The sequence below is a fragment of the Aeromonas sp. s10 genome (genome assembly GCF_040907975.1).
In the GTDB taxonomy this organism is placed as follows: domain Bacteria; phylum Pseudomonadota; class Gammaproteobacteria; order Enterobacterales; family Aeromonadaceae; genus Aeromonas; species Aeromonas caviae.
Map to the genome: position 1 here is coordinate 1 of NZ_JBFOCV010000022.1, position 24388 is coordinate 24388.

At 59.4% G+C, this 24388-nt stretch carries 24 protein-coding genes and 1 pseudogene; 16 read left to right on the forward strand and 9 right to left on the reverse strand.

Annotated features, from left to right (window positions below; genetic code table 11):
* The 4 genes and pseudogenes from AB5Y59_RS05375 to serA all read left to right on the forward strand — a co-directional run.
* Positions 1-148 (forward strand): annotated as a pseudogene (locus tag AB5Y59_RS05375) (Na+/H+ antiporter NhaC family protein); the annotation flags it as partial.
* A gap of 104 nt (positions 149-252) precedes the next feature.
* Positions 253-849, forward strand: a complete 597-nt coding sequence (locus tag AB5Y59_RS05380) for a 5-formyltetrahydrofolate cyclo-ligase (protein ID WP_039040382.1) — start codon at positions 253-255, stop codon at positions 847-849.
* Between the two features lie 143 nt (positions 850-992).
* Positions 993-1646 carry a ribose-5-phosphate isomerase RpiA gene (gene rpiA, locus AB5Y59_RS05385; protein ID WP_268453315.1) on the forward strand — a complete coding sequence of 218 codons (654 nt, stop codon included), beginning with the start codon at positions 993-995 and terminating at the stop codon, positions 1644-1646.
* A 264-nt stretch (positions 1647-1910) separates the two neighbouring features.
* The gene (gene serA / locus AB5Y59_RS05390; protein WP_039040384.1) at positions 1911-3143 is read left to right on the forward strand and encodes a phosphoglycerate dehydrogenase; all 1233 of its coding nucleotides are present in this window, start codon (positions 1911-1913) and stop codon (positions 3141-3143) included.
* A gap of 78 nt (positions 3144-3221) precedes the next feature.
* Here serA and AB5Y59_RS05395 read toward each other — a convergent pair whose 3' ends face one another.
* Positions 3222-3602, reverse strand: coding sequence for a diacylglycerol kinase (locus AB5Y59_RS05395; protein WP_039040385.1), 381 nt, complete (start codon positions 3600-3602; stop codon positions 3222-3224).
* Positions 3603-3743: 141 nt separating this feature from the next.
* On the opposite strand from AB5Y59_RS05395, the gene AB5Y59_RS05400 reads away from it, so the two are divergent.
* A complete protein-coding gene (locus AB5Y59_RS05400; RefSeq protein WP_010675196.1) occupies positions 3744-4808 on the forward strand; it encodes a 3-deoxy-7-phosphoheptulonate synthase in 1065 nt (354 codons plus the stop codon).
* A gap of 212 nt (positions 4809-5020) precedes the next feature.
* On the opposite strand, the gene AB5Y59_RS05405 is transcribed toward AB5Y59_RS05400, so the two are convergent.
* The 3 genes from AB5Y59_RS05405 to AB5Y59_RS05415 all read right to left on the reverse strand — a co-directional run bounded on the left by AB5Y59_RS05405 (position 5021) and on the right by AB5Y59_RS05415 (position 7595).
* On the reverse strand, positions 5021-5794 hold the full coding sequence (locus tag AB5Y59_RS05405) for an ATP-binding cassette domain-containing protein (RefSeq protein WP_201888464.1): 774 nt from the start codon (positions 5792-5794) through the stop codon (positions 5021-5023).
* Positions 5781-6788 (reverse strand): vitamin B12 ABC transporter permease BtuC, encoded by a 1008-nt coding sequence (btuC, locus tag AB5Y59_RS05410; RefSeq protein ID WP_128345496.1) that lies wholly within the window; start codon positions 6786-6788, stop codon positions 5781-5783. Before btuC ends, AB5Y59_RS05405 begins: the two co-directional genes overlap by 14 nt.
* A gap of 75 nt (positions 6789-6863) precedes the next feature.
* Positions 6864-7595 (reverse strand): ABC transporter substrate-binding protein, encoded by a 732-nt coding sequence (locus AB5Y59_RS05415; RefSeq protein WP_268453310.1) that lies wholly within the window; start codon positions 7593-7595, stop codon positions 6864-6866.
* Between the two features lie 112 nt (positions 7596-7707).
* Between AB5Y59_RS05415 and AB5Y59_RS05420 the strand changes: the two genes are divergently transcribed.
* Together AB5Y59_RS05420 and tapW are read left to right on the forward strand one after the other, a co-directional pair.
* Positions 7708-8064 (forward strand): DMT family protein, encoded by a 357-nt coding sequence (locus tag AB5Y59_RS05420; protein ID WP_010675200.1) that lies wholly within the window; start codon positions 7708-7710, stop codon positions 8062-8064.
* Between the two features lie 56 nt (positions 8065-8120).
* Positions 8121-9257, forward strand: coding sequence for a type IVa pilus ATPase TapW (gene tapW, locus AB5Y59_RS05425; RefSeq protein WP_029314740.1), 1137 nt, complete (start codon positions 8121-8123; stop codon positions 9255-9257).
* 62 nt (positions 9258-9319) lie between these two features.
* Here the strand turns inward: tapW and AB5Y59_RS05430 are convergent, their stop codons facing one another.
* The 3 genes from AB5Y59_RS05430 to AB5Y59_RS05440 are packed head-to-tail and all read right to left on the reverse strand — an operon-like array spanning position 9320 to position 12103.
* Positions 9320-9562: a FeoC-like transcriptional regulator gene (locus tag AB5Y59_RS05430; protein ID WP_010675202.1), complete on the reverse strand. Its 243-nt coding sequence runs from the start codon at positions 9560-9562 to the stop codon at positions 9320-9322.
* Positions 9563-9608: 46 nt separating this feature from the next.
* Entirely contained in the window at positions 9609-11879 is a 2271-nt protein-coding gene (feoB, locus tag AB5Y59_RS05435; RefSeq protein WP_041214955.1) for a Fe(2+) transporter permease subunit FeoB, read from the reverse strand.
* A complete protein-coding gene (locus tag AB5Y59_RS05440; RefSeq protein WP_128345486.1) occupies positions 11876-12103 on the reverse strand; it encodes a FeoA family protein in 228 nt (75 codons plus the stop codon). Before AB5Y59_RS05440 ends, feoB begins: the two co-directional genes overlap by 4 nt.
* A 120-nt stretch (positions 12104-12223) precedes the next feature.
* Between AB5Y59_RS05440 and AB5Y59_RS05445 the strand changes: the two genes are divergently transcribed.
* The 7 genes from AB5Y59_RS05445 to AB5Y59_RS05475 all read left to right on the forward strand — a co-directional run bounded on the left by AB5Y59_RS05445 (position 12224) and on the right by AB5Y59_RS05475 (position 17484).
* Positions 12224-12553, forward strand: coding sequence for a translation initiation factor (locus AB5Y59_RS05445; protein WP_161470768.1), 330 nt, complete (start codon positions 12224-12226; stop codon positions 12551-12553).
* 253 nt (positions 12554-12806) lie between these two features.
* Positions 12807-13364, forward strand: coding sequence for a TMEM165/GDT1 family protein (locus tag AB5Y59_RS05450; protein WP_010675206.1), 558 nt, complete (start codon positions 12807-12809; stop codon positions 13362-13364).
* Between the two features lie 217 nt (positions 13365-13581).
* Positions 13582-14520, forward strand: coding sequence for a DUF2157 domain-containing protein (locus AB5Y59_RS05455; protein WP_042014993.1), 939 nt, complete (start codon positions 13582-13584; stop codon positions 14518-14520).
* The gene (locus AB5Y59_RS05460; protein WP_143237732.1) at positions 14513-15520 is read left to right on the forward strand and encodes a DUF4401 domain-containing protein; all 1008 of its coding nucleotides are present in this window, start codon (positions 14513-14515) and stop codon (positions 15518-15520) included. The genes AB5Y59_RS05455 and AB5Y59_RS05460 overlap by 8 nt, the downstream gene beginning before the upstream one ends.
* On the forward strand, positions 15517-16011 hold the full coding sequence (locus tag AB5Y59_RS05465) for a GDYXXLXY domain-containing protein (protein WP_201969297.1): 495 nt from the start codon (positions 15517-15519) through the stop codon (positions 16009-16011). The genes AB5Y59_RS05460 and AB5Y59_RS05465 overlap by 4 nt, the downstream gene beginning before the upstream one ends.
* A 191-nt stretch (positions 16012-16202) precedes the next feature.
* Positions 16203-16925 carry an ABC transporter substrate-binding protein gene (locus tag AB5Y59_RS05470; RefSeq protein ID WP_041215870.1) on the forward strand — a complete coding sequence of 241 codons (723 nt, stop codon included), beginning with the start codon at positions 16203-16205 and terminating at the stop codon, positions 16923-16925.
* A 280-nt stretch (positions 16926-17205) separates the two neighbouring features.
* Positions 17206-17484, forward strand: coding sequence for a hypothetical protein (locus AB5Y59_RS05475; protein WP_323930011.1), 279 nt, complete (start codon positions 17206-17208; stop codon positions 17482-17484).
* A gap of 102 nt (positions 17485-17586) precedes the next feature.
* On the opposite strand, the gene AB5Y59_RS05480 is transcribed toward AB5Y59_RS05475, so the two are convergent.
* Together AB5Y59_RS05480 and AB5Y59_RS05485 are read right to left on the reverse strand one after the other, a co-directional pair.
* Complete coding sequence (locus AB5Y59_RS05480) at positions 17587-17874, reverse strand: hypothetical protein (RefSeq protein WP_039041204.1); 288 nt, start codon at positions 17872-17874, stop codon at positions 17587-17589.
* A gap of 86 nt (positions 17875-17960) precedes the next feature.
* Positions 17961-19019, reverse strand: a complete 1059-nt coding sequence (locus AB5Y59_RS05485; RefSeq protein WP_368211610.1) for a GGDEF domain-containing protein — start codon at positions 19017-19019, stop codon at positions 17961-17963.
* Positions 19020-20725: 1706 nt separating this feature from the next.
* Here AB5Y59_RS05485 and AB5Y59_RS05490 point away from each other — a divergent pair.
* Both AB5Y59_RS05490 and AB5Y59_RS05495 read left to right on the forward strand, forming a co-directional pair.
* The gene (locus AB5Y59_RS05490; RefSeq protein WP_201927810.1) at positions 20726-23731 is read left to right on the forward strand and encodes an RNA-directed DNA polymerase; all 3006 of its coding nucleotides are present in this window, start codon (positions 20726-20728) and stop codon (positions 23729-23731) included.
* Positions 23728-24219, forward strand: coding sequence for a hypothetical protein (locus tag AB5Y59_RS05495; protein ID WP_368211612.1), 492 nt, complete (start codon positions 23728-23730; stop codon positions 24217-24219). Before AB5Y59_RS05490 ends, AB5Y59_RS05495 begins: the two co-directional genes overlap by 4 nt.
* The last annotated feature ends 169 nt before the right edge of the window (positions 24220-24388 follow it).

Below are 24388 nucleotides of genomic sequence, written 5' to 3' on the forward strand. Positions count from 1 at the left end.
GCTGCTGCTGGGTTCCATCTTCGCCCTCTCGCCGATCCTGGTCGTGAGCATGAGCTTCTACCCCATGGCGCTGGCACTGGCCGCCATCGTGGCTGTCTTCCTCAAGCACCAGATGGGCGCAGTGGCTCCCGCCCCCCACCGTTCCTGACACCCGACCTCAGGGGCCGCCCGGCTGGCGGCCCCGCCATCAGCTTTTCATCCCGTCGGCCCCTTGCTAAGGTAGCGCCAGCCCACCTTTGCCCAGGAGTCCCCATGCCGGATACCCAACCCGAACGCCAGAACCTGCGCCAGCTCATTCGCCAGCGCAGAAAAAGCCTGAGCCAGGCCGAGCAGCAGGCGGCGGCCCAACAGCTGGTCGAGCGCTTCCAGGAACACCCCGGCATCCTCGCGGCCAGGCGCATCGCCCTCTATCTGGCCAACGACGGGGAGCTCGATCCCCTGCCCGCCATCCACTGGCTGTGGGCCCGGCAAAAGGAGGTCTACCTGCCGGTGCTGCACCCCTTCACCCCGGGTCACCTGCTCTTCTTGCGCTACACCGCCACCACCCCCATGACCCGCAACCGCTACGGCATCGCCGAGCCCGAGCTCGACGTGCAGCAGGTGCTGCCCCACAGCATGCTGGACATCATCTGCACCCCGCTGGTGGCCTTCGATGAGGCTGGCAACCGCCTCGGCATGGGGGGCGGCTACTATGATCGCACCCTCGCCTGCTGGCACGAGCACCAGCTCGGCCCAAGACCCCTGGGGCTCGCCCACGATTGCCAGCAGGTGGATGCCGTCCCCCGGGAGCAGTGGGACGTGCCGCTCCCCCAGATCATCACCCCCAGCCGCAGCTGGCACTTTGCCTGATCAGGCGGGGGCGCCCCCTTCGGTTCAATAAACAGGCAAACGATTTACATCTTGGGGATTTTTGCGCCGGAACGTGAGCACCATGGTCGCTCTGGGGGGGATGCTTGGATATAATGCGCCCGCTTTTTCCATAAGGATCCATCATGACTCAAGATGAAATGAAGAAGGCGGCCGGTTGGGCTGCGCTCAAATACGTGGTACCCGGCACCATCGTCGGGGTGGGCACCGGCTCTACCGTCAATCACTTCATCGACGCACTGGCGACCATGAAAGACCAGATCAAGGGCGCGGTGTCGAGCTCCATCGCCTCCACCGAGCGCCTCAAGGGTCTCGGCATCCCGGTGTTTGACCTCAACGACATCGATGCCCTCTCCGTCTACGTGGATGGTGCCGACGAGATCAACGCCAGCCGCGACATGATCAAGGGGGGCGGCGCCGCCCTGACCCGCGAGAAGATCGTCGCCGCCGTGGCCGACCAGTTCATCTGCATCATCGACAACACCAAGACCGTCGAGGTGCTGGGCACCTTCCCCCTGCCGGTGGAAGTGATCCCCATGGCCCGCGAATACGTGGCCCGCGAGATCCGCGCCCTTGGCGGCAACCCGGTGTGGCGTGAAGGGGTGGTGACCGACAACGGCAACATCATCCTGGACGTCAAAGGCATGGCCATCACCGATGCCAAGGCTCTGGAAACCCGCCTCAACAGCATCGTGGGCGTGGTCACCAACGGCCTGTTCGCCCACCGTGGCGCCGACGTTGTGCTGATCGGCACCCCCGAGGGTGTGATCACCAACTAAGGCCTGCTCCCCGGACCTCCCCCTCCGGGCAAGCACCGCCCGGGTCAGTCAATCTGACTGCCCCAAATGGACAACGGCGCCTCATGGCGCCGTTTCTGGTTATCCCTCAATGGGTTGTAGCAGCACATCTGCAACAATCGTTGATAACTTCAAAGAATTTGACTTTCGTCACAAATATTCCCTCTCCCAAACGTTTTTGCTACTTTACGGTTTTCTTCACACTGCAAGCCTGAACGCATTTTTCAAAACAATAGAGGGAACGTCATGACAGCCAAGTTTTCGCTGGACAAGGATAAGATCAAGGTACTGCTGCTGGAGGGAGTCCATCCCAATACGGTGGAGACCTTTCGGGCAGCCGGCTACACCAATGTGGAATATCTGAAGACGTCCCTGTCGGAAGAGGAGTTGATCGAGCGCATTCGTGACGTGCATTTCGTGGGCCTGCGTTCACGCACCCAGATCACCGAGAAGGTGCTGGATGCCGCCACCAAGCTGGTGGCCATCGGCTGCTTCTGCATCGGCACCAACCAGGTCTCCCTCGACGCCGCCCACGTGCGCGGCATCCCCGTCTTCAACGCCCCCTTCTCCAACACCCGCTCCGTGGCCGAACTGGTACTGGGGGAGATCCTGCTGCTGCTGCGCGGCATTCCCGAGAAGAACGCCAAGTGCCATCGCGGCGTCTGGGAGAAGCTGGCCAACCGCAGCGTCGAAGCCCGCGGCAAGAAGCTCGGCATCATCGGCTACGGTCACATCGGCACCCAGCTTGGCATCATCGCCGAGATGATCGGCATGAAGGTCTATTACTACGACATCGAGAACAAGCTCTCCCTTGGCAACGCCATCCAGGTGCCGAACCTGGTGGAGCTGCTCAACATGTCTGACGTCATCAGCCTGCACGTACCGGAAACCGCCTCCACCAAGGATCTCATCGGTGCAGAGCAACTGCGCATGATGAAACCGGGCGCCATCTTCATCAACGCCTCCCGCGGCACCGTGGTGGACATCGACGCCCTGGCCGACGTCATCAAGAGCGGCCACCTCTCCGGCGCCGCCATCGACGTCTTCCCGGTGGAGCCCAAATCCAACGACGAGGAGTTCCTCACCCCCCTGCGCGGCCTGGACAACGTGATCCTGACCCCCCACATCGGCGGCTCCACCCAGGAAGCCCAGGAGAACATCGGTCTGGAAGTGGCCAACAAGCTGGTCAAATACTCCGACAACGGCTCCACCCTCTCCGCGGTCAACTTCCCGGAAGTCTCCCTGCCCGGCCACAAGGGCTCCAGCCGCCTGCTGCACATTCACCGCAACCAGCCCGGCGTGATGAACCAGATCAACCAGATCTTCGCTGACGAGGGGATCAACATCGCCGGTCAGTACCTGCAGACCAGCAGCGAGATCGGTTACGTGGTCATCGACGTCGAAACCGAGCACAGCGAGAAGGCCCTGGCCCGTCTCAAAGAGATCAATGGCACCATCCGTGCCCGGATCCTGCACTGATAAGCCCTTATCTGCGCAGTAAAAAGCCCGTCGTGATGACGGGCTTTTTTATGTCAGGAGAAAGGTTGCTCTCGCAACCTACCACCAGCCCAGCAGATTGCGGCCCACCAGGGCGCCCCACACCAGGGCATTGAGGGCCAGGGCGATGAAGACGGCGGCGGAGCCCAGATCCTTGGCCCGGCCCGAGAGTTCGTGATGCTCGGAGCCGATGCGATCCACCACCGCCTCCACGGCGGAGTTGAGTACCTCGACGATCACCACCAGCCAGCTGATGCAGACGAGCAGCAGGATCTCGTTGAGGGAGTCACCTATCCAGAATGCCAGCGGCATCAGCAGCAGGATGAGCAGCAGCTCCTGACGGAAGGCGGCCTCGTTGATCCAGGCCGATTTGAGACCTTTCATGCTGTAACCGGTTGCGTTGATGATGCGGGTGATCCCGGTCGCGCCTGGCTTTGCCACGATAACTACCTCATTTGAAATGGCTTTTGGGTTCACATCCTATCAGAGCCGCCCAAGGTTTCCATCGGGTGACTTTTGCTTTATTTTATTCCCTTGCATTTTGGCATCCCGCCCACCTTATCCACTCGAGAATTGAGTCGTATGTCCATTCACACCGATGAATTGCGCACCCGTCGCCTGGAGGCCCTGATCACCCCAAGCGAGCTGGCGCACGCCTTCCCGTTAACCGACACCATTGCCCAGAACCTGCTGGATGCCCGCCGCCAAGTGGAAGCCATTCTGTCCGGTGAAGATCAGCGCCTGCTGGTCATCGTCGGCCCCTGCTCCATCCACGATCCCGCCGCCGCCCACGAATACGCCCTGCGTCTGAACACTCTGCGGGAAGAGTACAAAGAGAGCCTGTGCATCGTGATGCGCACCTACTTCGAGAAGCCGCGCACCATCGTCGGCTGGAAGGGGCTCATCAATGATCCGCGCCTGGACGGCAGTTTCGACGTCAATGAAGGGCTGAAACTGGCCCGCAAGCTGCTGGTGGACATCAACGAGACCGGCATGCCCACCGCCACCGAGTTCCTCGACATGGTGACCGGCCAGTACATCAGCGATCTCATCACCTGGGGCGCCATCGGGGCGCGCACCACCGAGTCCCAGGTTCACCGGGAGATGGCCTCCGCCCTCTCCTGCCCGGTGGGGTTCAAGAACGGCACCGACGGCAACACCCGCATCGCCATCGATGCGGTGCGCGCCGCCCGTCACAGCCACATCTTCTACTCCCCGGACAAGGACGGCAAGATGACCATCTACCGCACCGCCGGCAACCCCTACGGCCACGTGATCCTGCGCGGCGGCCACCGTCCCAACTACGACACTGCCAGCATCGACGAGGCGTGCGAGGCTCTGGCCCAGGTGGGCCTGCCGGAGCGCCTGGTGGTGGACTTCAGCCACGGCAACAGCATGAAGGATCATCGCCGCCAACTGCTGGTGGCCCAGGATATATGCGATCAGCTGCGCCGCGGCCGCACCGGCATCGCCGGCATCATGGCCGAGAGCTTCCTGGTGGAAGGGCGTCAGGACGTGGAGAACGGCTGTGCCGCCACCTTCGGCCAGAGCATCACCGATGCCTGTCTGTCGTGGAGTGACACCGAAACCCTGCTGGCCATGCTGGCAGAAGCCGCCCAGGTGCGGCTGGACAAGCAGAAAGCCTGAGCAACCGCTCAACGCTCTCTCTACCAATTCAAAGAGCCAGGCATCACGGATGCCTGGCTCTTTTCATTTCCACGGTGATTCACTCGCCCCCCTTGGCTTCACTCAGCCTCTGCAGGTTTTCAATGCTGTATCCGTGGTAAACGGAGCGGCTCCCTTCTCCCGCTTGTTTCAAAAGAATGGGAGAAGGGCGGGGGATGAGGGGGAAGCCCGCCTCACAGGCTCGGCATAAACCAGGTGCGGCCAGCCGCCTCGATACGATCGGTACGGATCTGGAACACCCGCTCCAGCAGCGCCTCGTCGATGATCCCGACGCCCCCTTCCCCCACCACGCGGCCCTGTTGCAGGCAGAGCACGCGATCCGCCCAATCGATGGCCAGATTGATGTCGTGGATGGCCACCACCACCAGCAATCCCTGCGCGGCCAGTTGCTTGAGCAGCCGCAGCAGCGCCATCTGGTGATGCAGATCCAGCCCCGCCAGGGGTTCATCCAGCAGCAGCACCCGCCCGGTCGGATTGAGGCTTGGCCACAGTTGCAGCAGGGTGCGGGCGATCAGCACCCGCTGCTGCTCCCCCCCGGACAATCGGCTGAAGTCCCGAGCCAGCAGAGGCGCCAGTTCCAGGGCGTCGCACACATCCGCCACCGCCTGCGCCTGGGCATCGGGGCCCCCCTCCTCCAGCCCCAGACTCAGCACCTGGAACACCGGGATGTGGAACAGCTGGGGCTGGCGCTGGGGCAGCATGGCGCGCCGCGTTGCAAGCTCGGGCCAGCTCAGGGTCGTGATGACCTCTCCTCCCAGCAAGACGGCGCCATCGGCGGGCAGCAGGCCCGCCAGGGCCCCGAGCAGGGAGGACTTGCCGCTGCCGTTGGGGCCGAGCAGGGCCACCAGCTGACCGCCGGACCAGGCGAGATCCAGGGGGGCGAGGCGATGGGGGATGGCCAGGGCGCGGGCCTCCAGCCGCCAGGGGGCGGGATCAGCGGGACACATCGGCATCTTGCCTCAGCAGCAGATAGATAAAGAGCGGGGCGCCCACCGAGGCGGTGATGACCCCGATGGGCAGTTCACCGGCGTGCAGCGCCGAGCGGGCCACCAGATCGGCCCCGAGCAGCAGGGCGCCGCCCCCCAGCGCCGAGGCGGGCAGCAGGAAGCGCTGATCGCTGCCACCGCACAGGCGCAGCAGGTGAGGCACCACCAGGCCGACGAAGCCGATGACGCCGCACAGGGAGACCGCCACCCCGGTGAGCAGGCAGACCGCCAGCACCAGGCGTACCCGCATCCTGTCCACGTTCAGCCCCATGAGGCGGGCCTGAGTCTCTCCCAGCAGCAGTTGTTGCAGTGCCCGCCCCTGCCAGCAGAGCCAGCCGAGGGTGAGGGGCAGCACCAGCCACCACCAGGCGAGCTGCTGGCTGCCGTAGGCGAGGCTGCCCATCATCCAGAACATGAATTCCCGCAAGGCGCCGTCGTCGGCGAAATACATCAGCCAGGTCATGGCCGCATTGGTAAGGATGCCGATGGCGACCCCGAACAGCAGCAGCCGCCCATGGCCGAGCCGTGCCCGGCGTGCGAGACGGATGAGCAGCATGGTCACCACCAGAGCGCCGCCAAAGGCCGCCAGCGACAGCCCCCAGCCCGGCAGATAGAGCCCGAGCCCCTTGGCCACCGCCATCGCCACCATGGCGGCGAGGCCAGCGCCGCTCGAGACGCCGAGCAGGCCGGGTTCCGCCACCGGGTTGTGCAGCATCACCTGGAGCACGGCACCGCCGCAGGCAAGGGAGGCCCCCGCCAGCAGGGCCAGCAGTGCGCGCGGCAGGCGCAGCTCCAGCAGGATGCGCAGCTCCAGATCCCCCAGCGGCTGCCAGGGCAGCAGCACGAACTCCCCGAGGGCGAGGGAGAGCAGGAACAGGGCCAGGGTCAGCAGCGACAGCAGGAGCAGCCAGCGGCGCTGCCAGCGCTGCTGGCGACGGATGAGAGCGAGATACACGGGATCCCCAAGAAGCGAGGCCCGCCGGGGGGCAGGCAGGAAAGCTGCATGATAACAGCGCGTTACCACCCAAGGTCAAGGCTGGTAGGGCTTGGCCAGCGCCGCTATCTCGCCGCTCTCCACCATGGCTTGCAACGCCTGCGCCAGCTTGGAGCCCAGCTCGTGGTGGGGTGAGTGCTTGCTCATCCCGAGGTAGAGCACCACCGGGTTGGGGGGCTGGAAGGGCGCCTTGACGAGGCCGGCGTCGTTGCGCTGGCTCAGGGCGTAATCCACCTGGCAGTCGGTCCCTATCATCAGGGGCAGGTGGCCCCGCTCCACCATGCGCTGCAACTGGTCTTCGGTGGGGACCCCGTGCTTATCGAGCCCGGCGTCGCCATCGAAGGGGGGGAAGTAGGCGGAGTTGAGCACATAGCCAATCTCGCGGCCCCGCAGATCCTCGTAGCGCCTGAGGCCGGCCACGGCGGCGGGCTTGCCATAGAAGGCAGGCCGGCACTGGTAATAGGACGGCTGCAGGTAGTCGATGAAGGCGGCCCGCTCCTCGGTGTGAGCCAGCCCTATCATCAGATCCACCTGACCGGTCTGCATCTGTTTGAGTGCCCGTCCCCAGGGCACCCGTTTGAGGGTGAGCACAATGCCGCTGCGTGCCTGCAACTGGCGCAGAATGTCGATATCCAGCCCCTGGAAGTCGTCGTTCTCTGCCAGCATGCGAAACGGCGGCCAGACATCGGTGGCCACCGTCAGGGTCGGCGCACCTTGCGCCCAGCAGGCAAACAACAGACAAAGCGCACCCCAGCTTGTCTTGCCCATCCAGCTTTCGCCTTCTTTTGTTACATCCTTGTGAGCTAAAAATACCCTCAAGCACCACTTATGAAAACCCATGGAGTCGAGATAAAATGCATTGATTTAAAAGGAGAACCTAATGAACCCCATCATGACCAGTATCGGCCTGCTCATCTGCAGCAACGTCTTCATGACGTTTGCCTGGTACGCCCATCTCAAGAGCATGAATCACAAACCCTGGATCATCGCCGCCCTGGTGAGCTGGGGGATAGCCCTGTTCGAATACCTGTTGCAGGTGCCCGCCAACCGCATCGGCCACACCGTGCTCTCCGTCGGCCAGCTCAAGATCCTGCAGGAGGTGATCACCCTCACCGTGTTCGTTCCCTTCTCCATCTTCTATCTGAAAGAAGATCTGAAGTGGGACTACCTCTGGGCAGGTCTGTGCATCCTGGGCGCGGTCTTTTTTGTGTTCCGCGAAAAACTGACCGGCGCCTGAGGCTGTACACTCAAGCCATTCATCATCCCCCAGCCCTTTGAGCGACGAGGCCCCTCATGGAATTGAGAGACATGCTGCAGATCCTGGCCAAACAGGACGGTTCCGATCTCTATCTCTCCACCGGCGCCCCCCCCTGCGCCAAGTTCAACGGCGCCCTGCGCCCCCTCACCCAGGAGCCCCTGGGGCCGGGCGAGGTGGCCCGCATCGCCTACGACATCATGGATCTCGAGCAGAAACAGCAGTTCGAGAAAGAGCTGGAGATGAACCTCGCCATCTCCCTGCCCCAGATAGGCCGTTTTCGGGTCAACATCTTCAAGCAGCGCAATGAAGTTTCCCTGGTGGCGCGCAACATCAAGACCGAGATCCCCCGCTTCGAGGATCTCAAACTCCCTCCGGTGCTCCTCGACACCATCATGGAGAAGCGGGGTCTGGTGCTCTTCGTCGGCGGCACGGGGTCCGGCAAGTCCACGTCGCTCGCGGCCCTCATCGATCATCGCAACCGCAACAGCGGCGGCCACATCATCACCATCGAGGATCCGGTGGAGTTCGTCCATCGCCACCAGAAGAGCATCATCAACCAGCGGGAGGTGGGGGTGGATACCCGCAGCTTCCACGCGGCCCTGAAGAACACCCTGCGCCAGGCGCCGGACGTCATCCTCATCGGCGAAATCCGCGATCGGGAGACCATGGAGCATGCCCTCGCCTTCTCGGAGACCGGGCATCTGGCCATCTCCACCCTGCACGCCAACAACGCCAACCAGGCGCTGGATCGCATCATCAACTTCTTCCCGGAAGAGCGCAGACCCCAGCTGCTCAACGACCTTGGCAACAACCTCAAGGCCTTTGTCTCCCAGCGGCTGGTGAAGACCACGGACGGCGGGCGCCGGGCGGCGGTGGAGGTGATGCTCGGAACCCACACGGTGCGCGATCTCATCAAGCGCGGCGAGTTTGGCGGCCTCAAGGAGATCATGGAAAAATCCAGGGCCCTTGGCATGGTGACCTTCGACAGTACCCTGTTCGATCTGGTGGTCGAGGGGGTGATCGACGAGGAGGAGGCGGTGAAGAACGCAGACTCCCAGAACAACCTGCGCCTCAAGATCAAACTCTGGCGGGAGAAGGGCCAGATTGGCAACAGCGCGGCGGCGAGCGGCTGGAGCCTGGAGCCCACCAAGGACGAGGGCGACCTCTTCTAAGACCGGGCACGGCGGCCACGAAAAAGGGAACCCTCGGGTTCCCTTTTTCATATGGGCAGGCGTCAGCCCTTCTGGATCAGCCCTATCTGGCCGGGCTCGCACCACTCGAACGTCACCTCTTCGTGCTTGCCGCAGCAGGAGCCGCCACACAGGCGGCTCTCCCGCTTGGCGACGCGCCCCTTGCGCATCCAGACCCCGAGCATGGCCTCTACCGCATCCTCGGAGGTGTGGAAGTGGCGGGCCAGCGCCCGCCGGCTCACCTTCTTGTGCAGGGCCAGATAGTCCCCCAGTTCACGCAGGATCACAGAATACCCTCCCTCTCGGCGCACTCGTCCCTGACCATGAGCCCCTTCACAGGGTCACCACCTTGCGGGCGACGATGTCGCCGTGACGACGCCCCAGCCACCAGAGCAGCACCAGGGAGAGCAGATAGCTCAGGCTCCAGACCAGGCTCTGCGCCGGGTGGGCGGCGAAGGTCGCCAGTTGATAGAAGAGGGTGGCGCACAGGAAGGCGACGTAGTTGCACCAAGCGGCGGTGAACAGGGCCCACTGACGACCGGTCTCTCGCACCAGAGCCCCCATGGCGGCGGCGCAGGGCATGTAGAGCAGCACGAACAGCAGGTAGGCAAAGGCCCCGGCCACACCGTCGAAGTGGGTCTGCATGTTGCCGTAGGTGGAGGTGTCCACCTCCTGGGCCTCGGCGGCCGCCTGTTTGTCCTCCAGATCCCCCACCTTGAGCCCCATGGGATCGGCGGGGTCGATGTCCGCCAGGTTGGCGGGAATGGTGGCCAGCGCCGCTTTCAGGCTGCCCAGCAGGGAGTATTCACTCTCCTCCTCATCACCGGCGCCGCCGGCGTAGAGGCTGTTGAGGGTAGCGACCACCGCCTCCTTGGCAAAGATGCCGGTGAGGATGCCCACCGTGGCCTGCCAGTTGTCGTCCCGCACGCCTATGGGATGCAGCACCGGGGTCACGGACTGGCTCAGCTTGCTCAGCACCGAGTTCTCCTGATCCTGGTTGCCGAAGCTGCCGTCGGTGCCCAGCGAATTGAGCACGCTCAGCACCGCCACCATCAGGACGATGGTCTTGCCCGCGCCGAAGATGAAGCCCTTGAGTTTCTGCCAGGTGCGCAGCCCCACGTCCACCGGACGGGGCCACTCGTAATCGGGCATCTCCATCACCATGGAGTCGCTCTTGCCCGGCAACAGGGTGCTGCGCAGGAAGAGGCCGGTGAGCACCGCCACCAGGATGCCGAACAGATAGAGACCGAACACCAGGTTCTGCCCCGACTCGGGGAAGAAGGCCACCGCGAACAGGGCGTAGACCGGCAGACGGGCACCGCAGGACATGAAGGGCGCCATGGCCGAGGTCATCAGCCGCTCGCGCTCCGACCCCAGGGTCCGGGTTGCCATCACCGCGGGCACGGTGCAGCCAAAGCCCATCAGCATGGGGACAAAGGCCTTGCCTGGCAGGCCGAGGCGACGCATCAGGGCATCCACCACGAAGGCGGCGCGAGCCAGATAGCCGGAGCTCTCCAGCACCGCGAGGAAGAGAAAGAGGCAGCCCACCACGGGGATGAAGGTCGCCACCGTCTGCAAACCGGCACCCACGCCGTCCGCGAGCACGGCCCCCAGCCAGTCGGGGGCACTCATCAGCCCCAGCAGGTGGTGCACCCCGTCCACGAAGAGGGCCCCCCCGAGGATGTCGAAGAAGTCGATGAAGGCGCTACCCACCTTGATGGCGAACATGAACATCAGGTACATCACCAGCAGGAAGAAAGGGATGCCCACCCAGCGGTTGAGCAGTACCCTGTCCAGCCGTTCGCTCTGGGCGACGGTGAGCTTGTCCTGATGACGGCACGCCTGCTGGCACCAGTGGTGGATATGGCCGTAGCGCAAATCAGCGAGTTGCAGGTCGATGTCCTGGGCGTGGTGGGCACGGCTCACCACGTTGTCGGCCGCCGCCTGCTGCCCCGCCGCCAGGGTCTCCTGCATGGCGATGTCTTCCTCCAGCAGGCGCAGGGCGCGGCCACGCCGATGCAGATGATGGGGGGCGAGCAGGGTCTCCAGCTCGGCGATGTCCCCCTCGAGGGGCTGACCGTAGTCGAGCATCAGGGCGGGCTGGGACTGGCCGATAAACTGGTGGATCCCCTCTTTGAAGGCCGCTACCTGCTGGCGATTGTGGGCCGAGAGCGACACCACGGGGCACCCCAGCGCCTTGGCGAGCAAGGCCTCGTCGATGGTGATGCGCCGCTTTTGCAGCAGATCCATCTTGTTGAGCACCACCACCATGGGCAGCCCCAGCTCCCGCAGTTGCAGGGTGAGGTAGAGGGAGCGCTCCAGGTTGGCGGCATCGATGACGTTGAGCAGCAGATCCGGCTGCTGGCGCTGGACGAAGCGACTGGCGATCTGCTCGTCCAGGCTCGCCTCCTGGTTGGCCAGGGCATAGATGCCGGGCAGGTCCACCAGGGTGTATTCCTGCCCGCGGGCAGCAAAGGCCCCCATCTTCTTGTCGACGGTGACCCCGCTCCAGTTCCCCACCTGCTGGCGGGAGCCGGTCAGGGCGTTGAACAGGGAGGTCTTGCCGCTGTTGGGATTGCCCACTGTGACCAGGTTATAGCTCATACCAGCTCCACCTCGATTTGCTGGGCCAGACTCCGCTGCATGGAGAGGCAGATGCCCTGGCACTGGATCTGGAGCGGGTCCCCCAGGGGGGCGGCCCGCAGATAGAGGATCTCGGTCTGGGGCAGCAGCCCCATCACCATCAACTTGCGCCGCAAGGCGCGGCCAAGGTGGTTCATGTGCGTGATGCGAGCGCTCTGTCCCGGCGACAGCTCTGTGAGTACCATGACGGGCTCCTGAAGTTAAACAAGAATAATTCGCTTTTAATGGAGGGGATTATAAGCTGTGCCCTCAACATTTATTTGCGTAAAATCAAACTCCGCTTAGCTAACCGACAAAGTATTGCCATGAGTCACGACAACAACAGCCGCCTGGTCTATAGCACGGACGGCGGCATGATCAAGGAATCCGCCCCTGCCCAGCACGCCTCCCCCTTCCCCGCCGACGGGGTCGTGCGCATCCGCCGCGAGACCAAGGGACGCAAGGGGGCCGGGGTCATCAGCATCCACGGCGTTCCCGTCGAACAGCAGAAGGCCCTCGCCACCCTGCTCAAGAAGAAGTGCGGTACCGGCGGCGGTCTCAAGGAGGGGATCATCGAGATCCAGGGGGACAAACGGGACCTTATCAAGGCCGAACTGGAGAAGGCCGGCTTTCAGGTCAAGCTGGTGGGGGGATAATTCCCCATCCCGCGCCTTGCCTCACCGGGGGTTTTTCCCTAGAATGCCCGCTCCCATCGAGGGGGAGTAGTCTCGCCACGGACCCGTTTCGTGCGCGATCCTGATCAACATACTTGGTGCCAACTCACCATGGTCAGGGTGATCCGGGCAATGCCGGATTTGACAAGACCTTTGACGGGCCAGTGCCAAAACCGGGGACGGATGGCGCAGGCTTGTCTTTGGTTTATAACAATTCCGTCCCCCGGTCATTTTTATGGAAGCCTTGTTAACCTCCACCATCAGCGTTGCCATCGCCGAGATCGGCGACAAGACACAGCTGCTGGCCCTGTTGCTCATCTGTCGTTTTCGCAAACCCTGGCCCATCATCGCCGGTATGCTGGCTGCCACCCTGCTCAACCACGCGGGTGCCGCCTGGATAGGGGAATTCATCAGTCGCTGGATGGATCCCAAGGTGATGACCTGGCTGGTCGCTGGCGCCTTCATCGCCATGGCCGCCTGGATCCTGGTGCCGGACAAGATGGACGATGAAGAGAGTTCCCTGGACAAGTACGGCCCCTTCATGGCCACCTTCGTGCTCTTCTTCATCGCCGAGATCGGTGACAAGACCCAGATAGCCACCGTGCTGCTGGCAGCCAAGTACGACTCCCTGATCCAGGTGATCACCGGCACCACCCTCGGCATGATGCTGGCCAACGTGCCCGTGGTGCTGCTCGGCAAGCTCGGGGCCGACAAGCTCCCCCTCAAGGGGATCCGCATTGCCTGCGCCATCCTCTTTGCGGGGCTTGGCATCTCCACCCTGATCTTCGCCTGACCTCCATAGAAGCCGGCGGGGGATCAGCGTGAGCACTGATCGCCACCGCCGCCCCGGACGTCCTTCAGGCCCCCTCCTCACGGCGGGGGCCTTTTTAGTGCAAAGACATGGCCCCGTGCCGCGACCTGTGTCGCAGCGCCGACGGCGCCCCTGCCCCGAGACGCGGCGCCGTGCCATAATGCCTTATCTTTCAGGCATCACGGCTTCAGGAGCCCCCATGCACCTCACCTCAAGACAGACCCTGCTCGACTGGGTCAGGCGCGGCCGCCTGCCACGGGCCTCGCTGCCTGCCGCCCTGGCCCTGTGCGATCTGCCCCCCGGCCCTGCCCGCTGGCAGTGGCTGTTCGACAGGCTGCTGCTCTGGCTCGGCTGCCTCTGCCTTGGCGCCGGCCTCGTCTTCTTCGTCGCCTTCAACTGGCAGGCCCTGGGGCGCCTCTCACGTCTCGCCCTGCTGGAGCTGCCGTTGCTCGCCATGCTCCTGGTGCTCTGGCGCAAACCCATGAGTGACACCCCGCGCCAGGCCCTGCTGCTGGCCCTGGCCCTCAACCTCGGCGCCCTGCTCGCCCTGGTGGGCCAGACCTACCAGACCGGCGCCGACCCCTGGCAGCTCTTCGCCACCTGGGCCCTGATGCTGCTGCCGCTGGCGGCCCTTGGCAGAAGCCCGCTGCTCTGGACCCTGGCCTGGCTGCTCGGTCAGCTCGCCCTGGTGCTCTACTGGCGGCTCGGCCTTCTCGATCTCTTCTTCTCCTTCAACGAGGAGGCCCTCGGCTGGTGCCTGACCCTGCTCAACGCCGCCCTCTGGGGTCTGCTCATCCTGGTGCCCGCCCGCTACGCCCTGATGCCCTCCTGGCTCGCGGGGCTGGCCGCGGGGCTCGGTATCACCCTGCTTACCCTGCTGGCCCTGTTCGATGCCGCCTCTCCCTGGGTCTGGCCTGCCTGGCTCGCCTGGCTCGGCGCCGCCTACCTGCGCTGGCACCACAGGTTCATCGCCGGGCTCGCCATGGGGTGCCTGAGCCTCATCGCCGTGATCCTCGCGGCCCTTGGCAAGTGGATGGAGCCGGACATGAACGGCTTTTTGCTGCTGGCCCTCATCGCCATCGGCCTGTCGGTGATGGCCAGCCGCTGGCTGCAACAACAACGGAGGCAGCATGTCTGATCTCACCCCCTGGGAGCGCCTGCGTGCAGCCCAACTTGTGGAAGGGGATGCCCCCCGGGATGAACAGCCCCACTGGTCGGGCCGTTTTCTGCTCGGCATGGTGGGCTGGATAGCCGCCCTCTTCCTGCTCTTCTTCCTCTTCATGGCCTTCGAGCAGCTGACCCGCGACCCCAACAACGCCCTCGCCATGGGGATGGTGCTGATGGCCGCCGCCCTCGGTCTCAACCGCATGGCGACCCGCAGCGATCTCTGGGATCAGTTCGTGCTGGCGCTGGCGCTGGCGGCAGATGCCTGGCTGCTCTACGGCCTGCTGGACAGGCTGGATCTGAACGTCGCGTGGCTCTGGTTCGGTCTGACCGCCTTCTCCCTCGGGGTGGCCGCCCTGTTCGAGCACTGGCTGATCAGGCTGTTCCACAGCTTCGCCGCCGCCATCCTGCTCACCCTCGCCCTCGCCTGCCTAGGCCTGCACCTGCTGGCCCTGCCGCTGGTGATGGGCGCCGTCGCCCTGTGCTGGCTGCAGGCGGAGCGCGATCCCGCCCGCCATCTGCTCTATGAATCCCTCACCCTGGGGCTGGCACTCTCCCTGCTGGTGCTGGGACGGCTGCACCACCCCCTGTGGGAGGGAGGCACCAGCGTGCTCAATGAGCTCGGCAGCTCCCGCCTGCCCCTCTGGCTCAATCCCCTGCTCTGCGCCGCCCTGCTGCTCGCGGTCATGGTTCGCCTCAGGCTGCCGCTGCGCTACGGGCTGCCGCTGGTGGTGATCAGCGCCATCATTCCCGGCATGGGGGCTGGCGCCCTGGTGCTGGTGCTCGGCTTCTACGCCGGCAGCCTGGCCCTGATGACCCTGGCAGGCCTGCTGCTGCTCGGCTTTGGCTCCCTCTATTACTACGATCTGGGGCTGACCCTGATGACCAAGTCCTGGCTGCTGCTCGCCTCGGGGGCCCTGCTGCTCGGTACCCGTCAGTGGCTCAAGCACCTTCACAACGGGAGCCCCTCATGAGACGCCTCGCCTTTTTGCTGACCGGTCTTGCCCTGCTCGCCGGCATCAACGCCACCGTCTGGCGCTTCGAGCACGCCATGAGCCAGGGGGAGGTGGTGCTGATCGAGCTGGCACCGGTCGACCCCCGCTCCCTGATGCAGGGGGACTACATGCGCCTGAACTACGCCCTCGCCCGCCAGTTGGCGGGCCGCCAGGCCGCCGCCGGCACCCACACCCTGGTCGTTCGCCTGGATGAACATCAGGTGGTGCACTGGGTGGAAGGGGGCAAGCCCGAGGCCCCGGGCCCGGGGGAGCGCCTGCTCAAGGTGCGCCAGCGCGACGGCCAGTGGTTTATCGGGCCTGACGCCTTCTTCTTCGAAGAGGGCACGGGAGATCAGTATGAGTCGGCCCGCTACGGCGAGTTTCGTCTGCAAGAGGATGGCAGCACCCTGCTGGTGGGACTGAGGGACGAGGCGTTCACCCCCCTGGGTCACACCCGCCCGGCCTGGTAAAAAGGGGGCGCCGACCCGGTTGTGAGTGGCAAGATGATGACGGCCCCCGGCGGATAACGTCTGCGCCGGGTGGCGAAACGCCGTGACTTGGCAACACTTGAAACTGGGCACTCGGCAGCAGGACGGTCAGGATGAACATAGACATTGCAGTCCCCCTTCGCAGACTGGTCGCCTGCGCCGCCCTCGCGGCCATGGTCTGGGGCACTCCCGCGACCCAGGCCAGCCCGGCGCTCGCCAGCCTGCACTACCTCACCGAAGAGTACAAACCCTACAACTTCACCGGGGAGGATGGCGCCCCGACCGGCTTTGCCATCGACCTGCTGCACCTGGTGTGGCAAAAGACCGGCACCCCTGTCCAGCCCGTCAGCATCCTGCCCTGGGCCAGGGGCTACTACCTGCTGACCCAGAAACCCAATGTGGTGCTCTTCTCCACCGCCCGCACCGAGGCGCGCAATCCCCTGTTCAAGTGGGCCTGCCCCATCGGCTATGCCGAGATAGTGTTGATGGGGCTCGCCAGTCGCCCCCTGACCCTGACCCGCCTGGAAGATGCCCAGCGCTACACCATAGGCGCCGTGCGATCCGACGTGGGGGAGCAACTGCTGCTCAACGCCGGCTTCGACGAGCAGAAGATCATGACCGCCAACCGCCTCTCCCAGGCCCTGCGCATGCTCACCTCGGGCCGGGTCGATCTGGTCTCCAGCAACAAGTCCACCCTGCTGGATCTCATCAAGACCCAGCAGCTGGATCCTGCCCAGTTCGAGGTGCGCTGGATGTTGAGTTCCGAGCAGTACTGCTTCGCCTTCAGCCACCCGGTGGACGATGCCCTGGTCAGGGAGTTCCAGCTCGGCCTGACCCAGGTGCTGGCCAGCAGCGACTTCCAGCAGCTCCAGCACAAATACTTCCCCTCCCCCTGACCTTTTCCCCCGCCGGGGCCGCCATGGCCCCGGCCCGCCTTTGAGCCAGCGCACGAAACCCGTTTAATGTTCGCCACTTACAACGACAAGGGGTGACGCAGACCGCCTCGGGTCCGTAATATAGGGCGCAGGAGCCTGTTGGCCCCTTTTTCACGGCAAGGGGCAGGGCGCACGGTGGCAGCGACAGTCAGGGGCGGCAGCGTGCCCGCTGGCCGCCTTCATCGGGCAGCGCCGCGCTCACGCCCTTCCCCGCCATCTCTCCGATCTCTTGGGAATACACATGCACAACACAGCGAAATGGTTGATGAGTCTCTCGGTCTGCGCCCTTCTGATGGCCTGCGGCGATGACAAGACCACCGGCAAGGCCTGCCTCGGGTCAAACAACGACACCCTGGTGGAGGGGATGCAGGACAAATGCAAGGCGGGGGACATTGTCGCCACCAAGCACCCGGCCTATTTCTGCGATTTCAACTACGCGGTCACCTTCAACAGCTACAACTCCGCGATTTGCGTCTACTCCGGCGGTCTGAAACCGGAGAGAACCACGGAAAAATCATGACTGGCGACCCATTTGCCCCGTCTGACACGAAGAAGGCGGCAGGATATGTGGTCGATGCCCGGGCGGCGGTGCCGCGCAGGCCATCCGGGGGCGGCTTCGCCCCTATTTCACCCGCATCAGACGGTGATGCTGCCCGGCGCACTCGAGCTGGAGCACCTGGGATCGGGCCATGGCCTCCACCCTGGCCAGCATCTCGGCGCTGTAGCCCTTGCGGCGCATCCATTGCAAGGGCTCCTCAAAGCCCCCTTCGTTGACCACGAAGGTATCTGTGTAGGACTCCTTGACGATGCTGACCACCCAGATGCGCTGCTGAAACTCGCAGAGTCCGGCCACCAGAGTGGCCGCCCGCCCGGCCAGGGCGCGCACACGGCGGGCAAGAAGATGAACCATGGTATGGGCTCCGAACTGATAAAAGGGAAAACAGACTGGCACCCGGGTGGACGCGCCCCCCTGTGCCCTCTCAACCCGCCCCGCTCCTATCGCGGGGCAGACACCTGACTGGAAGGGGGCGGGTTACCGCCCTCCCCTGCGGCCCGGCGCTGGCGCTTGACCGCATACATGCTCGCATCGGCCCGGTTCAGCGCCTCCTCGACGCTGACCTCGGCCGGCATCACGGCCACCGCCCCCACGCTGGCACCGGGATAATGGATCACCTTGTCCCCCACCGGCAGTGACAGCACGCTGTGCTCGAACAGGCGCTGGCGAAACGCCGCCACCGCCCCGTCCAGCGTGTCGGCGCCCGGGAAAGGCCCCATGCCCACGGCCACGAACTCGTCCCCCCCAAAACGGGCCAGCAGATCGCCGCCACGCAGGGTCTCCCCCAGTTGCCGCGCCATGGCGGTGAGCAGCCTGTCCCCCGCCTCGTGGCCATGCTCGTCGTTGATGGCCTTGAAGCCATCGAGATCCACAAAGGCGATGAGCACCGGATGCCCCGCCCGCTCCGACAACGAGAAGAGGCGGGTGAGTTCGAGCATCAGGGCGCGGCGATTGGGGAGCCCGGTGAGGGGATCGGAGAGGGCCAGGCGCGAGAGCTCGTCGTTGGCCTGCTGCAATTGCCGCAGCAGTTGCTCCCGCTCCACCTGTTCGGCAATCAGGTGCGCGAAGAAGGCGATGAGCTGCTGCGCCCCCGCCACCGCGGGCTTTTGTTCGGTACTGGCGCCGCACAGGGTGCCATAGAGGGAGCCGGTCGAGGTGCGCACCGGGCTGCTCAGATAGGAGCGAATGCCGAGCTCGCTGGCCGCCTGGGAGTCCCCCCACAGAGCGGCGACGTCATCGGTGTAGCCAATCTCATCGTCGATGGCGCGGCGACACAGGGTATCGCTCCACTCCACCGTCATCCCCTCGGGGATCTGCAGCCCGGCCACATTGCGGGCATAACGGACATGCTGGGTGCTTTGCCCGAGGTCAATCTCGGTGAGATAGGTCGACTCCAGCCCGGTCACCGACGCCAGCATCTCCAGCAAGGGGCGGGTCAGGCTCTCCAGATCCCGCGCGTTTATCATCTGCTCCGAGAGCGCCAGCAAAATTTTATCCATGCCTACCTCCACTACTGCGTGCATCTGATGGGCGGCTACCTTAGCCAACTCGGGGCGGGCCCGACAAGTGGTAGACCGCGATTGACCGGGGGAAAGATCGATTTGTTCACATTTTGGCATAACCGGACCCCAAGCGGCGTCGCCATGCGAAACACAGGGGCACAACCCTGCCCTCGCCCCTGGGTGCCGGGTCGATTCCTGCCGCGTATTCACCCACGGTCACCATCCCCTCTCCCCTTGGGGGAGAGGGTTAGGGTGAGGGGTCGCTCACCTGATTGGCACGGCGCCACCATGTAGGGTCGATTAGCGAAGCGTAATCGTCCGCAGTAACCATCCCCTCTCCCCTTGCGGGAGAGGGTAAGGGTGAGGGGTCGGTAACATCATTGCCTGGTGCAATGCCGCCCCACGCCTCAATGGCACGGCTTCGCCATTCAGGACGCGAGGACTCCGTCCTCGATGGGGTTTCGCCCGCGAGCCTCGGCGACTTCGGTTTGATCCCCTCTCCCCTTGGGGGAGAGGGTCAGGGTGAGGGGTCGGTAACGTCATTGCCTGGTGCAATGTCGTCCCACGCCTCAATGGCACGGCTTCGCCGCGCAGGACACGAGGACGCTGTCCTCGATGGGGTTTCGCCCGCGAGCCTCGGCGACTTCGGTTTGATCCCCTCTCCCCTTGGGGGAGAGGGTTAGGGTGAGGGGTCGGTAACGTCATTGCCGGGTGCAATGTCGTCCCACGCCTCAATGGCACGGCTTCGCCGCGCAGGACACGAGGACGCCGTCCTCGATGGGGTTTCGCCCGCGAGCCTCGGCGACTTCGGTTTGATCCCCTCTCCCCTTGCGGGAGAGGGTTAGGATGAGGGGTTCGGTAACGTCATTGCCTGGTGGAATGTCGTCCCACGTGTGAATGGCATGGCTTCGCCATGCAGGACACGAGGGCTCGGCCCTCGACGGAATTTAGCCCGCCAGCCTCAGCGACTTCGGTTTGCTCCCCTTTCCCCCTGCGGGAGAGGGTTAGGGTGAGGGGTTCGGTAACGTCATTGCTTGGTGCAATGTCGTCCCACGTGTGAATGGCATGGCTCCGCCATGCAGGACACGAGGGCGCTGCCCTCGACGGGGTTTCGCCGCCGCTGCGCGGCTGGGCGAGTGACTTTGGAAAGACCCAAAGTCACCAAAGGTCTTCTCCCCCGCTTGTTCGCCCTCCTGCGTCGGGTGCCCTCGGCTCACCCGTTTGTCCTACGGCACGCGCCGATGGGCCATCCATGGCCCAGCGCCGCTCGCTCGGCGTCCTGCCTCGCGACCTGGACAAACGGGCTCACCTCGGCAAACAACAGGGGGCAACACCCAACCCGCAGCACCGAGGCCAGTTAATTGACCATGACCTTGTGTTTACGGGGTCAGGGTCGGGAGGGCTGTTCTCTCAGAGCCACCCCCTCGCCCACCCCATGGCGAGATCAGATTGTCGCACCTATGCAACAAGAGCCATCAACATGGTTGCATAGGTGAAAAAAATCATGGCGGGTATAACGGCAAGCGGCACCCATCCCTATCGGGAAACGGTTTTATATTGAAGGCCCGATAGTGAATATTTCTTATTGATAAAAATTAAATTTCTCGAATGTACTACGACCTGAATAGACAAAAACAAATGTATAACAACACATTGTTTATTCGCAGTGAAAAAATAAATATATATAGGCAAACGATATTTATATGGAAACATTACAAGGCTCTTTTATTAATAAAGATTTCATTTCAATAAATGACCTCTACAACGCATATAGAAAAGCTAAGCAAGAAGCTTTTTTTGATCAATTTTATCCATCCAAACATGCTTTTTTAGATTTTGAGAAAGACATCGATAGAAACTTGCTATCTCTTTTAGATGAATTGTTATCCCCCTTGGAATGTCCATGGTGGTCAGATTCAACATCTCTTGGAAGCTATTTTTATGTACCCAAATCAATCGATGACTCACTGTTTAAAATTGAAGATGACTCTCATTTCTGCTCTGTAGATCCAATAGAAGACTGGAATAGGCGATGTAGAAAGTCAAAAAACAAAGCTTCAGCAACATATCGTTTAATTGCCGATGCAAAGGTAAAATGGCATATTATCTCAGCTTTATGGATCATCAAGGTTGGTTATAAATATGAATCTGTAACAGATCCGAAAATATCATACGGCAATCGCCTAAGGACTAAAAATACAAAAAACAACGAAATATTAGAAACTTCAGTTAATACTGATAGTCACGCTCTATTCTTACCATACTACCCTGCTTATAAAAAATGGAGAGGTAATGGCTTAAATGTCATGAGGCAGCAGCTATCAAACGGAAAAGATATAACTGCCATAACAATGGACATTGCTAAATTCTATCATAGATCTTCACCAAGATTTTTAACTGATGAACGTTTTCTAAGAAAGGCTTGTATAAGCCTATCTAAAGATGAGTTACTATTTACAAAGCAATTTATTGCATCAATTAACACTTGGTACAAGTCAACACCTGACTATAATCTTAGAAGTGAGGGCGCATTACCAGTAGGTCTATCCGCCTCTAAAGTAATATCTAACTGTCTTCTTTTTGAATTAGACCTAAATATTAAAAAATATCTTTCTCCACTTTATTATGGCAGATATGTCGATGATTTATTTATTGTATTAAAAACAGACAGGTCATTTAAAGATAGTGAGTCAATTCTTCGCTTTTTCACTAAAAAAATAAAAAATTTAAAATTAACTAGATACAATAAAAAAATAGATGGTTTAAGAATTCGTTTTGAATATGCATCTGACTGCGATTTAAAATTATCCTCAAAAAAGCAAAAAATATTCCAGCTATCATCTCAACATGGTTTAGACCTAGTAAATCAAATATCAAGTCAAATAAGAGAGCAATCTAGTGAATATCGTATGCTCCCGAATTTACCTAGTAGTAGCACTAAAATGGCAGAAAAAACTCTATTAGCAAATTCAGATTCATCCTTGACAGCTGATGCACTAAGAAAAGCAGATGTCATATCTATCAGAAGGTTAGGTCTTTCACTACTAATACGAGATGTCGAGGCATATTCAAATTCATTAACCCCAGAAGAATGGCAAAATATAAGAAAAGAATTTTATGGTTTGTCACATCGTTATCTATTAACCCCGAAAGGTTTTTTTGAGTTTTCAAGTTATTATTCCAGAGTTTTCCAAGTGATGGTAAAAAACTTGGATTTTGAAGATGCTCATTCATTTTTAAAATGTCTTAAGAAAATACTTAAAATAATATCAAGGACGACCACATCAAACATATCTACTCAAGATGCCAAAACCTGTGAGAGGTACTTTGCTTATACACTATACGAAATAGCAATCAGAACTTGCACCAGCAATTTATTTTCAGCATGGGACATGCTAGAAAAATTAATAAGCGCTATTGAAGTTCTTATTCATCCACTTCCAACACATGAATTCTCAACTAAAAACCTATGCCACGCTATTTTAAGAAGCGACCTTGCTATTACTCCATATAAACGACATTGGATATATGAACAACACGAAGATTATGACTATGATTTAAACTCATTAAATGATCAAGACAAAAATCGCTTAAGCTATATCTACAAATTTCAGAAACATTCACGAGTTAAAAGGCCTGATCCAAAGGCAATGCTTTTTCCGACAAGACCTCTCACAGTTCAAGAAATAGTACTTGTATGTCCAGAAACATTATCTGATAACGAGCTATTAAAATCTTTAATTTTTGCATTTCGAGGTGCTAAAACCTCAAATATATCCCCAGTTGGAATGCTTAACAATAATGAAATTCATGTCCCTCACAAAAATAAAGATAAAGTAAAAGTTGCGATAACTAATTTTGAAGTCACAGAAGAACAATATTTAGCTTCATTGGAAGGCGAGCAGTTCGATTTAAGTTTAGATCGATTTGAAAAAATAAACACATTAATCAACAACATAATAGCTACTAAAGAACGTGTTGATTATATAGTTTTCCCAGAATGTGCCATCCCATTACATTGGGCAATAAACATAGCAGTAAAATTATCTCACAAAGGTATCTCATTCATTTCCGGAATCGAGTACCACACCAAGAGAACATATGGCGATAAAACAACAATAAGAAATGACTGCTTAATTTCATTAATTACAAAATGGCCATATTACACAACCAGTTTTTTGTTTTTACAACCGAAATTGAATCCTGCTCATGGGGAGCGAAAAAAACTTAGAGAAAAAAATTTAGAGCTTTATTCTCCCAGTGAAAAAGAAAGACTTCCAGTATATCATCATGGCAATTATATTTTTGGCATTCTGATCTGTAGTGACCTAACAAGTCCTCATAATAGAGTTAGATACCAAGGCGAAGTAGACAGTCTATTTGTCTTGGAATGGAACAAAGATATTAATACATTTGGCTACCTAGTTGAGAGTGCTTCTCATGATATTCATACATTTATAATCCAAGTTAATAATAGGATTTATGGTGACAGTCGAGTAAGAACTCCATATAGTAAATCTCATATGCGTGATGCAGTAAGGATAAAAGGGGGTATATCAGATTATTTCATAATTGCAGAAATTGATTACCTTCCATTAAGGAAACATCAAGAAACCTATTTAGTTAATGGCATTGAAGATAACAAAGAAAGTATATTCAAGCCTATACCTATCGGCTTTTCCATGACCGAGAAAAGAAAATCAAAATGACCAACATAGATACTTTTTGCTTAAACATAACCCCTAGTTATATGCATGAAACGTCTTCACTCAATGATACTGTTGAGATAATTTCAAATATCTCAACGACTGGTGGATTAATTGTTGCGGTAGTAACTGGAGTGATTGCATACTGTAGCTACAAAAATAACCTAATCGAAATTAGAAAAAGTAATGCATATAGTTTGTACCAAACATATTTAAACTTATGCCTTTGCCATCCTGAGTATTCAAAAGGATATGAAAGAACAACTCATATCAAAGATGATAGTTATGTAAAGTATTCTTGGTTCGTTTCAAATATGCTATTCACTTTTGAACAGGTATTAAACACATCAAAAGATGATAAAAAATGGGTTGATACTATAACTTATCAATTATCAATTCACAAAAAGCACTTGGCGTATTCTAGAACAGTAAGAGAAAGAGAATGGGATGAGCCTTTGCAGAATATTTTAGATAAAATAATCTCACCCTGAAATACATAAAAGGCAGATTAACTTCATATTTATATAAAAAAACGCAGCCTTGAGCTGCGTTTTTTTTATTCCTGATTTGTACAGATCTAGTTATCACCTGACACCGGCCTCAAACCGGTGTCTTGTTTACGCTACTTTAGTGCGCACTTCCTTCGGTATCAATTTCAGA

Bases quoted from the DNA above. Each gene is read 5' to 3' on its own strand.
- AB5Y59_RS05380 (WP_039040382.1), top strand. From the start codon at position 253: ATGCCGGATACCCAACCCGAACGCCAGAACCTGCGCCAGCTCATTCGC.
- rpiA (WP_268453315.1), top strand. From the start codon at position 993: ATGACTCAAGATGAAATGAAGAAGGCGGCCGGTTGGGCTGCGCTCAAA.
- serA (WP_039040384.1), top strand. From the start codon at position 1,911: ATGACAGCCAAGTTTTCGCTGGACAAGGATAAGATCAAGGTACTGCTG.
- AB5Y59_RS05400 (WP_010675196.1), top strand. From the start codon at position 3,744: ATGTCCATTCACACCGATGAATTGCGCACCCGTCGCCTGGAGGCCCTG.
- AB5Y59_RS05405 (WP_201888464.1), bottom strand. From the start codon at position 5,794: ATGTGTCCCGCTGATCCCGCCCCCTGGCGGCTGGAGGCCCGCGCCCTG.
- AB5Y59_RS05415 (WP_268453310.1), bottom strand. From the start codon at position 7,595: ATGGGCAAGACAAGCTGGGGTGCGCTTTGTCTGTTGTTTGCCTGCTGG.
- AB5Y59_RS05420 (WP_010675200.1), top strand. From the start codon at position 7,708: ATGAACCCCATCATGACCAGTATCGGCCTGCTCATCTGCAGCAACGTC.
- tapW (WP_029314740.1), top strand. From the start codon at position 8,121: ATGGAATTGAGAGACATGCTGCAGATCCTGGCCAAACAGGACGGTTCC.
- feoB (WP_041214955.1), bottom strand. From the start codon at position 11,879: ATGAGCTATAACCTGGTCACAGTGGGCAATCCCAACAGCGGCAAGACC.
- AB5Y59_RS05440 (WP_128345486.1), bottom strand. From the start codon at position 12,103: ATGGTACTCACAGAGCTGTCGCCGGGACAGAGCGCTCGCATCACGCAC.
- AB5Y59_RS05445 (WP_161470768.1), top strand. From the start codon at position 12,224: ATGAGTCACGACAACAACAGCCGCCTGGTCTATAGCACGGACGGCGGC.
- AB5Y59_RS05450 (WP_010675206.1), top strand. From the start codon at position 12,807: ATGGAAGCCTTGTTAACCTCCACCATCAGCGTTGCCATCGCCGAGATC.
- AB5Y59_RS05455 (WP_042014993.1), top strand. From the start codon at position 13,582: ATGCACCTCACCTCAAGACAGACCCTGCTCGACTGGGTCAGGCGCGGC.
- AB5Y59_RS05460 (WP_143237732.1), top strand. From the start codon at position 14,513: ATGTCTGATCTCACCCCCTGGGAGCGCCTGCGTGCAGCCCAACTTGTG.
- AB5Y59_RS05465 (WP_201969297.1), top strand. From the start codon at position 15,517: ATGAGACGCCTCGCCTTTTTGCTGACCGGTCTTGCCCTGCTCGCCGGC.
- AB5Y59_RS05470 (WP_041215870.1), top strand. From the start codon at position 16,203: ATGGTCTGGGGCACTCCCGCGACCCAGGCCAGCCCGGCGCTCGCCAGC.
- AB5Y59_RS05475 (WP_323930011.1), top strand. From the start codon at position 17,206: ATGCACAACACAGCGAAATGGTTGATGAGTCTCTCGGTCTGCGCCCTT.
- AB5Y59_RS05480 (WP_039041204.1), bottom strand. From the start codon at position 17,874: ATGGTTCATCTTCTTGCCCGCCGTGTGCGCGCCCTGGCCGGGCGGGCG.
- AB5Y59_RS05485 (WP_368211610.1), bottom strand. From the start codon at position 19,019: ATGGATAAAATTTTGCTGGCGCTCTCGGAGCAGATGATAAACGCGCGG.
- AB5Y59_RS05490 (WP_201927810.1), top strand. From the start codon at position 20,726: ATGGAAACATTACAAGGCTCTTTTATTAATAAAGATTTCATTTCAATA.
- AB5Y59_RS05495 (WP_368211612.1), top strand. From the start codon at position 23,728: ATGACCAACATAGATACTTTTTGCTTAAACATAACCCCTAGTTATATG.